The 17,334-nt window shown below is 45.8% G+C and carries 15 protein-coding genes; 4 read left to right on the top strand and 11 right to left on the bottom strand.

All coding sequences use genetic code 11. The features are described 5' to 3' along the window. Positions 1-188: 188 nt before the first annotated feature. The 5 genes from ACLVWR_RS06245 to hemW all read right to left on the bottom strand — a co-directional run bounded on the left by ACLVWR_RS06245 (position 189) and on the right by hemW (position 5,125). The gene (locus ACLVWR_RS06245; protein ID WP_413583007.1) at positions 189-560 is read right to left on the bottom strand and encodes a TraR/DksA family transcriptional regulator; all 372 of its coding nucleotides are present in this window, start codon (positions 558-560) and stop codon (positions 189-191) included. A 108-nt stretch (positions 561-668) separates the two neighbouring features. After that, a complete protein-coding gene (locus ACLVWR_RS06240; protein WP_413583006.1) occupies positions 669-2,339 on the bottom strand; it encodes a penicillin-binding protein activator in 1,671 nt (556 codons plus the stop codon). Further along, the gene (locus ACLVWR_RS06235; RefSeq protein WP_413583005.1) at positions 2,336-3,346 is read right to left on the bottom strand and encodes a DnaJ C-terminal domain-containing protein; all 1,011 of its coding nucleotides are present in this window, start codon (positions 3,344-3,346) and stop codon (positions 2,336-2,338) included. Before ACLVWR_RS06235 ends, ACLVWR_RS06240 begins: the two co-directional genes overlap by 4 nt. 10 nt (positions 3,347-3,356) lie before the next feature. Continuing rightward, positions 3,357-3,875: a nucleotide exchange factor GrpE gene (locus tag ACLVWR_RS06230; RefSeq protein ID WP_413583004.1), complete on the bottom strand. Its 519-nt coding sequence runs from the start codon at positions 3,873-3,875 to the stop codon at positions 3,357-3,359. 77 nt (positions 3,876-3,952) lie between these two features. Further along, positions 3,953-5,125: a radical SAM family heme chaperone HemW gene (hemW, locus tag ACLVWR_RS06225; protein WP_413583003.1), complete on the bottom strand. Its 1,173-nt coding sequence runs from the start codon at positions 5,123-5,125 to the stop codon at positions 3,953-3,955. 16 nt (positions 5,126-5,141) lie between these two features. Here hemW and ACLVWR_RS06220 point away from each other — a divergent pair, with 16 nt between their 5' ends. Further along, the gene (locus ACLVWR_RS06220; protein WP_413583002.1) at positions 5,142-7,742 is read left to right on the top strand and encodes a M16 family metallopeptidase; all 2,601 of its coding nucleotides are present in this window, start codon (positions 5,142-5,144) and stop codon (positions 7,740-7,742) included. On the opposite strand, the gene ACLVWR_RS06215 is transcribed toward ACLVWR_RS06220, so the two are convergent. After that, positions 7,739-9,289 (bottom strand): lytic transglycosylase domain-containing protein, encoded by a 1,551-nt coding sequence (locus ACLVWR_RS06215; RefSeq protein WP_413583001.1) that lies wholly within the window; start codon positions 9,287-9,289, stop codon positions 7,739-7,741. The genes ACLVWR_RS06220 and ACLVWR_RS06215 overlap by 4 nt on opposite strands. A gap of 242 nt (positions 9,290-9,531) precedes the next feature. Between ACLVWR_RS06215 and ACLVWR_RS06210 the strand changes: the two genes are divergently transcribed. From ACLVWR_RS06210 to tatC, 3 genes are read left to right on the top strand one after another with little or no spacing between them, the layout of a single operon-like run. Continuing rightward, positions 9,532-10,137 (top strand): hypothetical protein, encoded by a 606-nt coding sequence (locus ACLVWR_RS06210; RefSeq protein ID WP_413583000.1) that lies wholly within the window; start codon positions 9,532-9,534, stop codon positions 10,135-10,137. A gap of 33 nt (positions 10,138-10,170) precedes the next feature. Beyond that, positions 10,171-10,530, top strand: coding sequence for a twin-arginine translocase TatA/TatE family subunit (locus tag ACLVWR_RS06205; protein WP_413582999.1), 360 nt, complete (start codon positions 10,171-10,173; stop codon positions 10,528-10,530). After that, positions 10,530-11,294, top strand: a complete 765-nt coding sequence (gene tatC / locus ACLVWR_RS06200) for a twin-arginine translocase subunit TatC (RefSeq protein ID WP_413582998.1) — start codon at positions 10,530-10,532, stop codon at positions 11,292-11,294. Before ACLVWR_RS06205 ends, tatC begins: the two co-directional genes overlap by 1 nt. Positions 11,295-11,368: 74 nt before the next feature. On the opposite strand, the gene ACLVWR_RS06195 is transcribed toward tatC, so the two are convergent. The 5 genes from ACLVWR_RS06195 to ACLVWR_RS06175 form a co-directional block, all read right to left on the bottom strand. Beyond that, the gene (locus ACLVWR_RS06195; protein WP_413582997.1) at positions 11,369-11,896 is read right to left on the bottom strand and encodes an acetyl-CoA carboxylase biotin carboxyl carrier protein subunit; all 528 of its coding nucleotides are present in this window, start codon (positions 11,894-11,896) and stop codon (positions 11,369-11,371) included. Position 11,897: 1 nt separating this feature from the next. Continuing rightward, positions 11,898-13,400 carry an acetyl-CoA carboxylase biotin carboxylase subunit gene (accC, locus tag ACLVWR_RS06190; protein ID WP_413582996.1) on the bottom strand — a complete coding sequence of 501 codons (1,503 nt, stop codon included), beginning with the start codon at positions 13,398-13,400 and terminating at the stop codon, positions 11,898-11,900. A gap of 8 nt (positions 13,401-13,408) precedes the next feature. Then, the gene (locus ACLVWR_RS06185; protein ID WP_413582995.1) at positions 13,409-14,974 is read right to left on the bottom strand and encodes an acyl-CoA carboxylase subunit beta; all 1,566 of its coding nucleotides are present in this window, start codon (positions 14,972-14,974) and stop codon (positions 13,409-13,411) included. A gap of 129 nt (positions 14,975-15,103) precedes the next feature. Beyond that, the gene (locus ACLVWR_RS06180; protein ID WP_413582994.1) at positions 15,104-16,333 is read right to left on the bottom strand and encodes a S8 family peptidase; all 1,230 of its coding nucleotides are present in this window, start codon (positions 16,331-16,333) and stop codon (positions 15,104-15,106) included. A gap of 161 nt (positions 16,334-16,494) precedes the next feature. Further along, positions 16,495-17,310: a hypothetical protein gene (locus ACLVWR_RS06175; RefSeq protein WP_413582993.1), complete on the bottom strand. Its 816-nt coding sequence runs from the start codon at positions 17,308-17,310 to the stop codon at positions 16,495-16,497. Positions 17,311-17,334 lie beyond the last annotated feature (24 nt).

Genomic DNA, 17,334 nt, shown 5'->3' with positions numbered 1-17,334 from the left:
TATGATGATCGCCGTCTCAGTTGTATTGAGACGTGCCCAAAATTGAGCCTGTTATTACGAGGGATGAGTTGAGTGTCACCAAAAAAGCAGTGCGTGACGAAATAGTAAGCACTGCTTTGCTGCATAGCTTTCAGAGGAGAAGTGCGCGATCAGAAAGTGAAACAGAAACAGAAAGTGAAACAGATTTTTTAACGCGCAAACTTTCTACCAAAGGCTTCACGCATCTCAGCACCTTCAATGCTGAGTCGAGTCCAAGGAATTGCCAATAAACGCTCTGCCTCAATCGGCTCTTCGGTTTCTTCGCAAAGTCCGAATGTGCCTTGCTCTATTCGTGCCAGGGCCATCTCGACTTCGAGCAGTTGATTTCTCATGCGCTCCTGTGAAACTAAAAAAGTGTGCTCCTCGATATGAGCAACTGAAACATCCCCCTCGTCGCCAGACTTTTCCGAGCGAACGAAATTGGATTGGGCTGTTCTGATACGATTCAGAATGTCTTGTTTCGTCAGAGTAAGTTTCTTACGGCACTCGGTAACAATGTTTTCTTTGATTTGGTTCGTCATAACAGCCCCCTTCTTTAGGATTAGCGACTTGCTTGCCGCTTAGTGTTCCTTAGACGGAACGGGGTAGGGGGCCGGTTAAAAAAAGGTCATTAAATATACTTATGGAACCTATTGGCGAATACGTAATGGAATGATTTCACCCTTGTCTACTGTCAGGGAGATAACAGGTCGGTCAATCTCGCGCTCAGGGCTCATAGAAAGGCTTCCCAGCGACCCTGGAAACTTACTTAGGCCGATTAGCTTAGCCGTCAATTCTTCGCGAGAATCGGCTCCTGAAGCCACCAGCTGGCGCAGGATCAAACCGGCATCGTAAGCCTGAATTTCAATAAGTGAAGGTGCCTCGCCATAAAGATTCTTGTACTCAGAAGCAAATCGGGATTGGTCCTGAGTCGTAGGGGCGATGGAGTCCACAAATATTAAATTATTAGCGAAGTTACCAGCGCGTTTTGCAATGCCGGCAGTGTTCCAAAGATTTGTACCCATCAGCTTGACGCCGCGAACGTCACTGAATGCTAGCATTGCAGCAATTTGACCCATCGCCTTAGCGCTGTCAGGGATGAAGATCGCATCAAAATCCGTAATCGGTGGGAGTACGTTTTCTGTATTATCGCCGCGAGCTGAGCGTTTCTTATCAAAATGCTTAAGCTCTCTCATGCGCAAATTGAATTCGTCCTGACGGCCTTCGCCGTAGTATGTGCCGACCAAGCGTTGAATAACCAGTCTGAAGTCAGTTTCTTTGTTGGAGTATGTTTGAATCGCAGTGATTTTCCCACCGCGTGCCAATACTTCATCCCAAAAGATATTTGTGAATTCCACACCATACTGATCATTTGGATAAAGCACTGCGAATTTCTTCATGCCCATGTCGTCCATTGCTGTACGAACCAGCTGACGAACCTGCATTTCACTTGTCAGTGAATTTCTGAAAACGCTGGGCCCGATTTCCGTCAAGCCAGAACGCTGGGAAAGCGCGATGCTTGGAACTCCTAATTCATCTGATTTGGCTGCGACTGCGGGCGCAGTTTTGCTTAGCAAGCTACCGACGACTGCAATGACGTTGTCTTCCTTAACCAAGCGCTCAACCCCGCGACGGGCTGAATCCGGATTTCCTTCGCTGTCCATTACGGCAAGTTTAAAGCCGGATCCTGGAACGTGAAGTCCCAAGCCCATTTCAAGACCGCGAAGGGCGCGTTGACCCACAGGGGCGTTTCGACCACTTAGTGGCAGGACCACACCGATAGTTTTTGATTGAACGTTTTTAGCAGCATCAAGCTGTGAAATAATATCCTGTGCACGGGCCGCCAGATCGCTTTCTGGAAGATAATCTATGACACCGGCGTAGTATTTTTTAGCTTTGGAAATGTCACGCTCTTCAAGGGCTTTATCAGCCAGTCTGGACATCGCATGACCGCGAAGATAGCCATAGTCCGAGTTGTCAGCGACCTCTTCAAGCTGCTTTTCATTTAGACGATTCTCAACATCTTCGATGGCACGCAGACGATACACGTCTTGTTCTTGCTTGGTTGGTGCTTGAACTGAAAGAACCACCAGCTCTTTAAGAGCAATTAATGGATCAGAGGAAGCGGCAGGTGCAGCAGCCTCTGGGGTAACTGGAGCTGCAGGCGGTGGCTTAGCCGACATGCCTGACATTCCTTTGCCTTTTTTACCATTCGTTTTGCCAGCGACTGGAGCTTGCTTGGTCTCCGTTCTTTTCGGTGTGGCAGTCGTACAAGAAGCGATTACACAAACGGAGACAATCAGAGCGAGCTTCGCTGTCATTTTCTATTCCTCATCAAGTGAGATACTTTGTCGTGGAAAGCCTTCACCATGGGTGTTGCTTCTCCGGCCTTAGCAAGTTCTTCGATCAATTCTTTTTGACGGCTGGACAGGTTATTTGGAGTATCCACCAAAATTCTGACCATCATATCACCAGACCCAAAACCACCGATTTTAGGGAAACCTTTGCCCTTTAAACGGAACGTTTGTCCAGAGTGAGTGCCCGGCGGAATACGAATCATCGCCTTACCAGTCAGAGTGGGAACTTCAATATTGGTTCCTAAAATCGCATCCGTGTAGGTGATTGGAAGATCCAGAGTCACATCGTTCTCAGCACGCTTAAACAAAGGATGGTCTTGCAGGGCAATGATCACATAAAGATCACCAGGAGTGCCGCCACCGCCATCCCCCTCGCCAGCAAGTTTAAGACGTTGTCCTTCTTTAACACCGGCTGGGACATTAACAGAAAGCTTTGCGGATTCCTCTTTGCTGCCTCGCTGGCGCATGAAGCTGATTACTTTTTCAGTACCTACCGCAGCTTCTTCATAAGAAACATTCAATGTATAACGAAGATCAGTTCCTTTTTGCGGGCGACGAGTGCGTGCACCCGCACCAGCACCGGCGCTGGCACGACCACCAAAAATATCGCCGAAGACATCACCAAAGATATCCTGGAAGGGATCTCCACCTTGGCCACCACCAGCACCACCGTAGCTGCCAGCATTGCCAAAGCCACCGAAACCGCCAGCCCCACCAAAGGGACCACCAGTTCCGCCGCCACCAAATCCAGCACCGGCATGACCAAACTGATCATACATCTCACGCTTTTTGGTGTCGCTGAGGACCTCGTAAGCCTCACTCAGTTCCTTGAATTTCTCCTCGGCCTTTTTATCTCCGGGATTCTTATCCGGGTGATACTGCATCGCCAGCTTGCGGAAAGATTTTTTAATCTCATCCGCGGTCGCTGTACGCGAAACATTCAAAAGGGAGTAGTAGTCCTTCTTAGACAATCAATTCCTCTTATTCTGGCTTTCTCGCAACCACCACTTGGCCGGTGCGAATCACCTTGTCGTGCAATTTGTAAGGCTTTTTGAAAACGCGAGCCACATGTCCAGGGGCAACTTTATCAGTGGCCTCTGAGCTAAGGGCTTCATGGATGTTCGGATCAAATGGAATACCATCAGACGCGATTTCAGTTACAGAGTGTTTGGCTAAAAGATTGCGTAATTCCGTCGCTGTCATTTCAATACCCTGTTTAAAGGTATTCAGGTTTTCAGCGGTTACGTTCACTTGCAATGCACGGTCGAAATTGTCCACCACGTCCAAAAGATCGCGGATAAATCTTTCGCCACCATATTTCATCAATTCAGAACGCTCTTTGATCGCGTTTCTTTTATAGTTTTCAAACTCTGCGCGCAGGTACATGAAGTCGTTTTTATATTTTTCAGCCTGCTCTTGCAGCTTTTGGATTTCAGAAGATACGTCGAAGTTTTCTGATGTTTCAGGATTTGAATTTTGAGAGTTGTTTTCCTCTGACATGAAAGTTCCTTTCGCAATACTTAAGATTGTGTATTCATTGAATATTGTCAATTAAAGCAGGATCAGATTTTTCTGACCTAGACATCCTCTTGGAGGAAGGTAAGTTCTTGAAATACTTTGTTGCTAATTACTAAGCCGTCTCGTGTTAGGGACCAGTGGTTATTCTCATGTTGAACCCAGCCATTTCCAATTAGCTTGTTCATGATGCTGGAAACCTGATGATAAACCGCAACAGGGAACTTCTCCTGCAACTCACGCTCATTGAGACCGCGCATTAAACGCATTGAGGTATGACAAAAGTCCGTAAGAGCCTGGTGCATTTCAAGTTCTTCCACCTGGGCTTTCGGGAGATGTGCAGCCGGCGAAGTAAATTCTTTGCCTTCAAAATCCAGAATTTGTTTTTTGTATTCACCAATGGAATTGAGATTCCAGTAACGGGTACCCCACTTTGATTCTTTGGAATACGAATGAGAACTTAGTCCAAGACTCCAATAGGGCTGATCAATCCAGTACAACATGTTGTGACGGGACTCATAACCTGGAAGTGCGAAATTAGAGATCTCATATTGTTGAAATCCACGACCCGTCAATTCACTGGCAATGAAATCAAACATATCAACCTGCTCTTCTTCAATGGCGCGGCCTTTTGAGAGTGGGTGGCCGTCAGGAACTGTCAGGCAATAGGGACTGATATGTTTGGCGCCTTGCTCAACCGCGATGCGAACATCATTTTTCAAACCATCCAGCGTCTGAGATGGCAGAGCGAAAAGAATGTCGAAGCTGAAGTTAAGGTTGTGAGCCCGCAAAAGGTCCAGGGTTTCGAGAGTTTGTTTTGCCGAATGTTCGCGATGCACCATCTTTAACAAGCGGTCATCGAAAGTTTGAGCACCAACACTGAAGCGATTCACTCCATGGTCGATGTACATTTTCAATTTATCTTTGTCGACTGTCGCTGGATTGATCTCGATGGTGATCTCAGTATCGGGTCCAGTTGTATAGCCATATCTACCCAGCTCTTTGATAACAGCTACAATAAGATGAGCAGGGATCAAACTTGGTGTACCGCCACCAAAGTAAAGTGTGTCTAACTTTTGAGGCTGATAATAGCGATGCTTTTGGCGAATCTCCTCAAACAGCAATTGGACGTACTGATCCGGCGGCAAAATCTTACTTTGCTCGTAAGTCGCGAAGTCACAATAAGTGCAGCGCTGGATACAGTAAGGAATGTGAACGTAAACGCCAAAAGCCATGGGAGTTATGTAGAGTATGTCTAAGAAATTTCAACTAAAAAACGGTATGAAAGTCCTTTTGTTAGAGAGTCACAAATCCCCTGTGGTCTCAGTTCAAATGTGGGTGAAAACAGGCTCTGCAGACGAAAAAAAGGGTGAAGAGGGGATTTCTCACTTTATTGAGCATTTGGTCTTTAAAGGCACCCGCAAATACAAAGTGGGAGAAATTGCCGCGACTGTTGAGGGTTCCGGTGGGGAGCTGAATGCTTATACTTCCTTCGATCAAACTGTATTCTATGTGACGATTTCCAAGCAATTCACTGACGTGGCGATGGACGTCATCAGTGAAATGATGGGTTTCCCCACTTTTGATCCCAAGGAAATCGACAATGAGCGCGAGGTCGTCCTAGAAGAAATCAAACGCGGGCAGGACAGCCCGGGACGCCGATCCAGCCAATTGCTTTTCTCAAATATCTTCCGCAAACATGAATACGGCATTCCAGTAATTGGTTACGACAAAGTTGTAAAAAGCGTCAGTGCCAAAAAGATCCGTGAGTACTATCAAAGTCGCTATGTTCCTTCGAATATGTTCCTGGTAATTGCCGGGGATTTCGAATCAAAAGAAATGAAAAAGAAGGTCGAGCAGATGTTTGGCGGCTTCGCACCGTTTAAACTGCGCAAGACAAAGCACACCAAAGAGCCCGCACAAAAAGACATTCGCATTAAAGTCGAACAGGCAAAATTTGAAACGACCACGGGTTACTTAAGCTGGCGCATTCCTGATGTGAATCACAAAGATATCGCAGCCCTTGAGGTTCTGGCCGCAATTCTGGGTCAAGGTGATTCGTCACGTTTAATGCAAACCCTACGCATCCGTGAACCACTGACGAATTCAGTGGGAGCATTTAGCTATTCTATGCCTGACGATGGTTTATTCGCGGTTTCTTTCAATTTGGAGCCTGAAAATCTGGATAAGGCATTGGATACCATGATTCCGGTTCTGACGAAGATCATTGAAGAGCCGCCGACAACCATGGAAATGCAAAAAGCGATCACTAATTTTGCCAGTCATGAAGTTTACTCCATGGAAACTGTGGATAACATTGCGAGAAAAGCCGGAGGAGATGAATTTTACTACGGCGATCACAATCACTACCGCAAGTACATGAGACAGGTTTACTCCCTGAAACCCGTTGATATACAAAAGGCGGCCAAAAAATACTTTAAGTCCAATGCATTCAGTTTGTCTCTAATGACGAACATGGATAAAAAAGTCGCCGATAAGTCCATGAAGCGCTTTGCTAAGAATCTTCAAACTGCATTGTCAACGGTTAAGGCTTCGACTGAGAAGACTCCAAGATTTGTTCCAAAAAGATTTTCAATCAACACTGAAGCGGTGAAGCACACTCCCGAAACTCAAAGAATCACTTTGAAATCGGGTGCAACGCTATTGATTCGTGAGCAAAAAGACACACCGTATGTTTCTATGAAGGCGGCGTTCCTTGGTGGTGCCCGCACTGAAGATGGAACTACGAATGGTCTGACAGAGTTGTTCTCCAGAAACTGGCTATCCGGTTCCAAGAATTTTACTGAGGACGAGATCAATCATAGAGTCGATGAGTTGGCTGCAGGAATTGGGGCATTCGGTGGCAGAAACTCAGTGGGCATGTCGATGGACTACCTATCGCCATTTGAAGATAAAATGCTGGAGATATACACAGACTCTCTGTTGAATCCGCAGTTTCCGGCGGAAATCCTGGAGCGCGAAAAAGTTGTTCAAAAGAATCAGGTGAAATCCAGAAATGACAATCCATCACAGATCTGCGTGATGAACTTCATGAAGGAAATCTTTAAGAACCATCCGTATTCGCGTGACCTATTGGGGAATGATCAATCCATTTCCGCGATCAATCAGGAATCATTGATCAAGTACTATAACAATGTTGCTCATGCAAAGAATCTGACATTCTGTGTGGTGGGCGACGTGAATACGAAAAAATGGGTTAAAACCTTAGAACAAGTGACAGCGGAACTTTCTCCTGGAAAGAAAATTGAAAATCATTTCCCAGTGACGAAGATCAAGGAATCAAAACATATTTTCCATGAGCTTAAGAAAGAACAAAGTCATATCATCGTTGGTTATCAGGGTCTGACTCTGAAGAGTCCGGAAAGATACACGCTTGAAATCATTCAATCGATTCTAAGTGGTCAGGGTGGTCGATTGTTCCTTGAGCTTCGTGATAAGAACTCATTGGCGTACTCTGTTTCCCCGATGCATATGGAAGGAATTGAGGGCGGTTACTTCGGGGGTTACATCGGTTGTTCCCCTGAAAAAGCGCTGAAGTCCATTCAGATGTTAAAAGCTGAGTTTCAAAAGCTGGCAGAAGTGAAAGTGGGCGAGGAAGAACTGACCCGCGCGCAAAGATACTTGATTGGTCGCCACGACATTGAGTTGCAGCGTAAAGGTACGATTTGTAATGCCATCTTGTTCGATGACATTTATGGATTGGACTATCGTGAAAGTCTGGATGTGGCAGACAAGTATTTTGCGATCACTCCAGAAGACATTCAAAAATTGGCGCAGAAGATATTCTCCCAACCGGAGATTATCTCTCTGGTTGGGCCAAATGATATTTAAAGTTCGTTAGCAACCGGCTCGCTCAAAGTAACTTCATTTTGAGCGGTCGTCGGTTTGGAGACTTTCTTTTTCTTGCCCAGAGTCGCGCTGGCCACGATGTTTTTCAAATGGTCGCGTGAATCATCATCCAGCATAATCATGAAACCAGATGGAACTTGTGCGTTCACGCGCACCGCTTTTTTCAGATCCGGATTGAAAAGCATGAAGTCATCCTCTGAAAGCTTACTGCGCTTCATAAGATCTTTCGCGTTAATGCTTCTGGAAAGCTTCACAGTGTGCAGGTTTAATTGTTTTGCGTAGTTCACGTCCTTATAAATTTCTTTATGGTATCTTTCCGCAAACAAAGCGCCCAGGAATTCTGAGTAGAAGTTCGAAGAGGCGAAATCAAATGTTCTGCTGCGATACTTGTCTACGATTTCACCCAAATCCTGAGTTTTCGTTTTAGCCATTGCTTTACGCATGCCCGGAGGACCGTGGTTCCACGCGGTGATCGCCAAAGGCCAAGAGCGTTTTAGGATCATGTGATTTTCTTTAAGCAGTTGGGCTGCTGCAACGGAAGCTTTAAAAGGAGAAGTTCTTTCGTCGATATGGTCAGTGACCACCATGAACTTCTTGCCGGTGTTACCCATAAACTGCCAGATACCCGAAGCACCCACTTTGGATTTTGCGTGTTTATTGAAGCTGCTTTCCACGAATGGAAGACGAGTCAGCTCTACTGGAAGATTGTAGTTCTCAAAAATTTCTTCCATACCTGGAAGGTATTTAGGACTTACTTCCAAGCCTTCTTGGAAGAAGTTTCTTTGACCCATTTGCACGCGTACGTTGTCCAGAGCAAACTTGGCTTTCTTTTGAACTTCGCCGTCCAAATGCGACAACGCATTCATCACACGCGTTTCATCTTCAGTCAGGTTGTCGAAGTTCTTTCTTTTTGAAAGTGATTTAAGAGCTGTTTTGGTTTTTTCAACCTGCTGCTTTACAAGAACATCCGCCTTCTGGTTTCTCATCCAGCGAAACTTTGGAGTGTCTGATTCAATAATGGAAGTCACATCAACGACTTCAAATACAATCCACGGATAATCAGTGTGATGGATAAGGCGTTTGTGGGAGTTGTGTTGAGTATAGATATCAAACCAAAAACCCACGCGATTACGCATGTTTTCCGGGATGTGGAAGTCCTCAGCGATCAGATCTTGATAGTCATTCAAAATGTTTTCACGGTTTTCCACAACTGCTGATTCAGGAATATGTTCTGGTTCGTCGCTTTCCACAGAGTTATCCGCAGCTTGTTGGGATTCTTCCAGTTCACTTTCAGCCGCGATGGCTTCAATTTGCGCATTCATATCCAGGGGAGGTTTTGGGGAAAGAACGGAGTCTTTTACGCTTTCAATTTTTGCAGTGATATCACTGACTACGGAGCTGGTATCCACAGCTGGAGCTGTGTAGTAATAAGCAGCCAAACCAGTCAGAACCGCAAAAGTAGCGACACAACGGCCGGAGCTTTTGCACTTCTTCATCTTTAATTTGGAAGTCATATTGATCTTAATCATATACACCCGCTCTTTCTCGCAGTCTTAAAGAGCAAGCCTGGTGCCAGGGTATTTACCCATGGGGAACAAATGAGGGGGTGGGGAGTGTATAAAAGTTATACATGAAGCGCGGAATGGGCGCTGGTGTCTCGAATTGAGATTCGGTGACTATGTTGGACCAATGTCTCGATTCCCGCAAACATTTAACCGAATACTCACAAATCATTGTTAGACTTATAGTAAGGCAAAGCGGTGAGTATAGGATGAAAGATAAACCCAACTCGCAAATGGTGGACCTTTTGGTCAGTCCAGAAGGCTACTTTCAAGAGCTCGTTTCCAAAGGACTCTACGATCGTAAAGTTCAAACGTTTCCTCTTGTCGAAACCTATCTTGTAAATTTACTTCAGCAATACTTGGATGCGCGCGCACTGTTTGAGGCTGAAAGTACTCTGGCAGAAATGTACCTTCATGCCCATCACGCAGAGCAAGCGCTGAAGCCCGAAAAGTTTCGTAAGCTTGGAGATCGAGCTTTGTATATCAGCGGCTTTTTTGGGGACTCGTTGGCGCGCAAAATTGTCGATGTGGATTACTATGCAAACATTGGTGGAGCAGCCTACACTCATCTAGCACACTGCACCCGTGAGGATGGGCTGGCGCGAGTTTATAAAACGTTCTCAGCCCGCTTCATTGAGTTCGTTGATGTATTGACCTACATCAGCCAACATTCCTTTATTAAGTCGGACGAGAGCATTCTTCGTCTCTACGATCGCTACCAGCGTACGGGATCGGCTCTGGCCAAAGAAAAGCTGGTCGAAATGGGTGTTTTGACCCTTCCCCAAGACCAAGTAAAGCTTGGCAAACAAGGGTGATTCCACTAATCTGCGACCATGTTTGGCTTAGGCATGTCAGAACTTATATTCCTTGGTGCTTTGGCGCTGATCGTGATCGGTCCCAAAGAACTTCCGCAGTTGGCGCGCACACTGGGCCGCTTTCTTAATGAACTTAAACGTACAACAGGTGACTTGACGGATGAACTGAAGGCGCAAGCCAAGTTTGATCCGATTGATTTGTTTGAAGCACCGAAAAAAGCTCCTCCTGCTGAACCTGCAGTTGAAATGAAACCCGATGTTGCTGAAGAGGGCGATTGGTCTTCGCCTGATCATATTCCACATGGCGGTGTTGTCGATTCCAAAGAGCCACAACAAATGGAGCTTAAAGATCTTTCGAAAAAGTCTGACGATGATCAAGGAAGCAAGGGATAATGGCTAGAACAGAAGAACTAAACGAAAAAGCCCAATCCCTTTATGAGCACCTTGCAGAGCTGCGATTTCGCTTGGTTCGCTGTGTTTGGATTTTGTTGATCGCGACAGGCATTTGCTATTACTTCAGTGAACCCGTGTTTGATTTCATCCGTGGTCCGATAGCCCCTTACCTGCCTGATGGTGGTTTGATTTATACAGGTCCTCTGGATAAATTCATGGCCCACATCAAGATTTCTTTTGTATTGGGTATCATGATCTCCTGCCCATTCTGGTTGTACCAAGTATGGAAGTTTGTAGCGCCTGGTCTATATCAGAACGAAAAGAAGTATTCCGTCGGATTTATCGTTGCGGGATCAGGTTTGTTCGTAGCGGGAATGGCGTTTTCCTATTTCATCGTGCTTCCGATGGCGTTCCACTTTCTGATGAACTATGGTGGCACGACTGATAAGGCGATGATATCTATTGATCAGTACCTTAGCTTCTTTACTCAAATGTGTCTTATGTTTGGTGTGTCGTTTGAGTTGCCATTGGTGATTTCAATTCTGGGAATGATGGGGATTGTAAGTTCCAAATTTCTTAAAGAAAAACGTCGCTACGCGATCATGGGGCTTGCCGTTGCCGCAGCGATCATCACTCCGCCGGACTTGATGAGCATGGTTATGATGTTGATCCCAATGGTTCTGTTATATGAAGCAGGCGTTTTGATGGTTAGCATCTTCGAGAAAAAGCGTACGGCTGAATACCGCCAAAACCAACGCGAATAGTATTTTTCAAATTTAAAAATAAAAAAAGGGGAGGCTCGAAAGCTTCCCCTTTTTATTTGTGCTCGAAGAACCGATTAAGGCTCTTCGAATTTGATCAAAACCGCACCGGATTCAACAGAATCGCCCTGTTTAACTTTGATCTCTTTGATTTTCACATCACGAGCTGCGCGCATTTCGTTTTCCATTTTCATCGCCTCCATGATCAAAAGTGGCTTGTTCGCTTTCACGATGTCGCCCTCTTTCGCAAAGATCTCGATGATTTTTCCTGGCATACCGGATTTCAATTCCATGTCGCCACCGAAACCGCCACCTTTTTTCAAAGATTCATGCAAAAGCATTTCGTCATTGAAGATTTTGATAGAACGGAATGAGTTACGCGTAAACACCGTGTATTCAGTGTCTGAGCCCACAACGTCGATCAAGTAAGACTTACCTTGGAAAAGGAAGCTGATGTACTCTTCTGCGTGTTTAAAGTCATTTTTGGAAATATCGTGGTGAACCCACTCTTTGCCATCTTGTTGCAAAGAAACTTTCCAAGAGTGACGACCTTCCGTCACATCCACCTTGTATTTGATTCCTCTAAGTTCTGCTTCGAAATACATGTTACGTCCTCAACTGAAGTTTACGGCCCACGCTTCTCCAAGTGGAGCGAACGTTAAGCTGACGGATATCCTTCGATTTACGATCGTTGTAGGCTTCAATAGCCGCTGCGATCAAGAACACAGGGTCATCAACTTGTTTGAACATGACCGGTTCAATAACTTCGAAGTTTTTCTCGATAAATTGTGTCGTGTAAGTACCGTCACGGAATGTCGGGTGGTCCAGAATCGTTTTGTGAAGAACGATGTTGGTTTTAATACCCGTCAATACGAACTCAGACAAAGCACGTTGCATACGATCGATCGCTTCATTACGAGTATCGCCCCAAGTGATAACCTTGGAGATCATTGGATCGTAATAAATCGGAACGTTGTAACCAGGGTAGGCGTAAGAATCCACACGCATGAACGGACCCTGTGGGTGACGACAAGCGCGAATAACACCTGGATTTGGTTTGTAAGTAACTGGATCTTCTGCACAGATACGCGCTTCAATCGCGTGACCTTTTTGCTTGATGTCTTCTTGCTTAAAGCTCAACGGCTTACCAGCCGCCACGCTAATTTGCTCACGAACCAAGTCAACACCAGTCACGATTTCCGTGATTGGATGCTCAACCTGAAGACGAGTATTCATCTCCATGAAATAGAAATCTTTGGTTTTGTTGTCAAAGATATACTCGATAGTTCCAGCGCCCACGTAGTTGATCTGTTTCGCTGCGCGAACAGAGGCCTCACCCATGCGCAAACGCACTTCGTGAGGAACAGAAGGTGACGGGGATTCTTCGATAATCTTTTGGTTACGACGTTGTACAGAGCATTCACGTTCAAACAAATGAACATGGTTGCCATGCTTATCGCCAAACACCTGGATTTCGATGTGTTTTGGATCATTGATGAACTTTTCGATGTAAACAGTCGGATTCGCGAAATAGTTCTGACCTTCGGAGCGACAAGCGCGGAAGGCACTTTCAACTTCGTCCATTTTGCGAACGATACGCATCCCTTTACCACCACCACCAGCAGTTGCTTTGATGATGATTGGAAGACCAATTTTTTCAGCGATCTTAGTCGCCTCTTCAACAGTTTCAACGCCACCGTCAGAACCAGGAACAGTTGGTACGCCTGATTTTTTCATCAAAGCCTTGGCAGAGATCTTGTCCCCCATGGATTCGATGTTGGCGACTGTTGGTCCGATGAAAGTGATTCCTGCTTCTTCACACGCTTTTGCAAACGTCGTGTTTTCAGACAAGAAACCATAGCCAGGATGAACCGCATCTGCGCCAGCCTGCTTAGCCACTTCCAGAATTTTTCTATAGTTCAGGTAGCTTTCTTTGGATGGAGAAGGCCCAATGTGGTAGGCCTCGTCCGCCAGGAAAACGTGCAAGCTATCACGATCGGCATCGGAGAAAACTGCAACAGACGCGATACCAAGCTCGCGGCAAGCGCGAGTGATACGAATTGCGATTTCCCCACGATTAGCGATCAGGATTTTTTTAAACAATGCCATGTTCGCTCCTACAGAGGGATATTTCCGTGCTTTTTAGCCGGAGTGATATCGCGTTTATTTTTAAGCATTTCCAAAGAGTCGATGATGCGTTTACGAGTCAACGCTGGATCGATAACTTCGTCAGTGTAGCCAAGTTCTGCAGACACGTACGGATTCGAGAATTTCTCTTCGTACTGAGCTGTCAAACGGGCTTTTTCTGCAGCTGGATCTTTTGCTTTGTTGATTTCTTCACGGCTGATGATGCTTACCGCACCCTCAGCACCCATTACTGCGATTTCTGCAGTTGGGTAAGCCAGGTTCACATCAGATCTCAAAAGCTTAGAACCCATAACGATATAAGCACCACCGTAAGCTTTACGAGTGATTACTGTGATCTTAGGAACAGTTGCTTCAGCGTAAGCGTAAAGCAATTTTGCACCGTGAGTGATGATGCCATTCCACTCTTGATCTTTACCTGGCAAGAAGCCCGGTACGTCTACGAATGAAACTACTGGAATGTTGAAAGCATCACAGAAGCGGATAAAGCGCGCAGCTTTACGGGAAGCTTCGATGTTCAAGCAACCAGCCAGGTTGTTTGGTTGATTTGCCACGATACCAACAGGGCGACCATTGAAGCGGGCGAAACCCACGATCACGTTTTGTGCGAAGTGCTTGTGAATCTCAAGGAAGTAACCTTCGTCCACGCACTCAGTGATAACTGCAAGCATGTCGTAAGGTTTCTTTGGATTTTCCGGGATCAAGTTCATGATCGCTTCAGTCAAACGGTCAGGACGATCTGTGTTTGGCAATGCCGGAGCATCATCCAGATTGTTTGACGGAAGGAAGTTCATCAATTCACGAATTAGCAACAAGCAGTGCTTGTCATCTTCAGCCGCAAAGTGCGCAACGCCAGATTTCGCAGAGTGAGTAGTCGCTCCACCAAGTTCTTCTTTGGTCACATCTTCATGAGTCACAGTCTTGATAACATCAGGACCAGTTACGAACATGTACGAAGTGTTTTTAACCATGAATACGAAGTCAGTAATAGACGGGGAGTAAACCGCGCCACCCGCGCATGGCCCCATGATCGCTGTGATTTGGGGAACCAAACCAGAAGCCATCGTGTTGCGAGTAAAGATATCTGCGTAACCACCAAGGGACTCGATACCTTCTTGAATACGCGCGCCACCAGAGTCATTCAAAGAAATGAAAGGAGCACCGTTCTTGATAGAAAGGTCCATCACTTTGCAGATCTTGTTTGCTTGAGTGCGAGACATGGATCCACCGATTACAGTGAAATCCTGAGAAGAGACATAAACCAATTTGCCGTTGATACGACCGTAACCCGTAATAACACCGTCGCCAGGAACAACATTCTTGTCCATGCCGAAGTTTGTGCAACGATGAGTAACGAAACGATCCATCTCAACGAAACTGCCTGGATCCAAAAGAACATCTAAACGCTCGCGCGCAGAAAGTCTGCCGCCTTGTTTGTGTTTCGCAACACGAGCAGCTCCGCCACCCGCCATCGCGGCTTCATTTCTTTTTTCTAGGTCAGCAAGCTTCGCTTGAAAACCTGTAGATACTTCGCTCATAAATTCCTTCTTTAACGTTTGAAAAAACGGAAGGCATATTTCTATCAATGAGCATTTGAGTAATCATCTTAAAACGACAGACGCAGAGCATGTTTTTCTGCTCTGCGTTCAATAGGTATCTTGTTGAATTTATGGGACTAACTGTCCAAGTACTTGAAGTGCCTTTTGAATATTGATTCGACCTCGAGTTTTTACTTTAAACTCGTGTCCAGAAGTAACGTCAACTGACTGTTCTATAGCGGCTTTGATCTGCAGCGCAGTTGCTGCGGGTTTTGCACTCCAAAGCAGTGCGGCTGCGCCAGACACAAATGGAGCGGCCATACTTGTGCCATCCATATACATCGATGTTCCACCAGGGACTGTACTTAAAATCTGCTCGCCGGGTGCGGCGACGTGTACGAACTTAAAGCCACTGTTCGACCATGAGGTCATGAAATCTGTGAAGTCCGAAGCTGCAACTGTAATCTGATTCGACAAATTGAATGAAGCCGGGAACTCTGGATATACATCGATGTCACGAGCGTCATTGCCGGAGGCAACGATGACCAAGATGCCCTGACTTTCCAAAACCTTGAATGCATTTCTTAAGGAAGCCACACATGGAGCTCCACCCCAGCTTGCATTGATGATTTTTGCGCCACGTTTGGCTGCATATTGAAGTGCCAAGATTGCATCACCCAAGGAGCCGCCGCCGTCATTTGCGATGAACTGTGCCGGGATGATTTTGGCACGGGGAGCGACACCTTTTACCGGGCCATAGTTTGAATCTGCTGCAATGATTCCAGCTACATGGGACCCATGAGGGCTTGGAGTTGTCGTGGAGGAGGGAACAGAAACGAAGCTTGCTCCGTAGTAGTCGTCCACCACGCCATTGCCGTCATCATCGATTCCATTATTGGGAATTTCTGCTGTATTAATAGCAATTCGGTTTGCAAGTTGTGGATGACTGACATCCACATAGGCATCCACAACTGCAACCTTAACGCCTTCTCCGTAAATTCCCTGAGTATAAGCGGAGTTCGCCTTGATCATACTCAGGCCCCAGGAATCACTGACTGTCGCGGAGGTCGAAACTTTTGTCGACTCAACCTGAATGTGACGGTCAAATTCCACCTGTTTGATGTCATTGAGTTGTGGTTCGATAAATTCTTTTTTGAATGATTCAGCGTCCTTGCCTGATTCAACTGTGAATCGGCCGTCTTCCCACTGAACGATGAATTTTGATTGAATGGCTTGTCCCATACACGCAGCAGAATCCATTGCTGTGCTGTCCGAGAAAACTGAATCCGACGATTTTTTGCTACAAGCTGTGAATACTAAGACGCAAGCAACCGCCGAGAGTATTTTTTGAACATCCATGTTCACTCCCTGTGCGGGCCCTAAGGTCCCATTTATAGGACTTCATGTTACCCCACACAGGTTAATTGATCGGAAAATTACGTCTTATTTTGAGGCTAGTTTAACCTTTGGCCCATAAACAAAAAGACCAAGGCGCTGGACCTTGGTCTTTTTGGTTTGATCTAATCCCAGTCGGTAATTTCGTCATAAAGAGCATCTTCTTCAAGGTTGAGCGTATCTTCATCAACGATGGTAAGATTGATTGTGTAGATAGGGTGCGCCCACAAGTCGAGACAGATAATGGAGTAATCACGGAATGTTCCACCAATATATCCAGCTTGCGAACTTCCGCGATCAGCCACGGGCATATTATTAACGATCATACGATTTCCTGCAGCCCAAAGAAGTTCGGTGTTTGAAGCGATGACATATCCATAGCTTGGAGTGAAAGCGCTTACTTGAAATGTTGCGTTGAACTTCGGGAAATCACTAACAACTTGGGTGGCCGCTCCACCCCAGCATTTTGGAGTGGTAGATGCTTCTGTTGCGCATTTTATTGGGTCCTTTTCGCCAGAAGGGACATACATATCAGAATTGGATATGCGATACATATAAGGGACAAACCTCACTACAGGACAAAGTTGTGGAATTTTTGTTCCTAGAGTTAGAGTTGTGGCACTGTAGTATAACTGTCCCTCCGGGGCCTTCAGTTTACAATCAATTGTGGACTCAGGTTGAACCATTGTAGAAACGGAGCAGATTCCGTGAGTTTGTTGAATTTCTGATCCAACCCAGTTCGTAGAAAGACTTACATATAAAGCGGTATCATCTCCAAGGTCTGCAATATCTGGAGATTCTGACGGTTCCGACGATGTACCTTTCTCTTTCTCCGGCGGAGAGCCGCAAGAAATGAGAGTTGTAGCAACGAAACCCACAAAAATTGAAAATAGAATAAACTTTTTCATGTGTATCGAATCGGCAGGCGCACGAATAAACATGATGAGCTTTTGTTAAATTGATTA

The organism is Bdellovibrio sp. HCB288, from assembly GCF_047305935.1.
GTDB lineage: Bacteria > Bdellovibrionota > Bdellovibrionia > Bdellovibrionales > Bdellovibrionaceae > Bdellovibrio.
The sequence above is the reverse complement of the archived record's forward strand: the minus strand, read 5'-3'. Positions and strand labels throughout refer to the sequence as shown.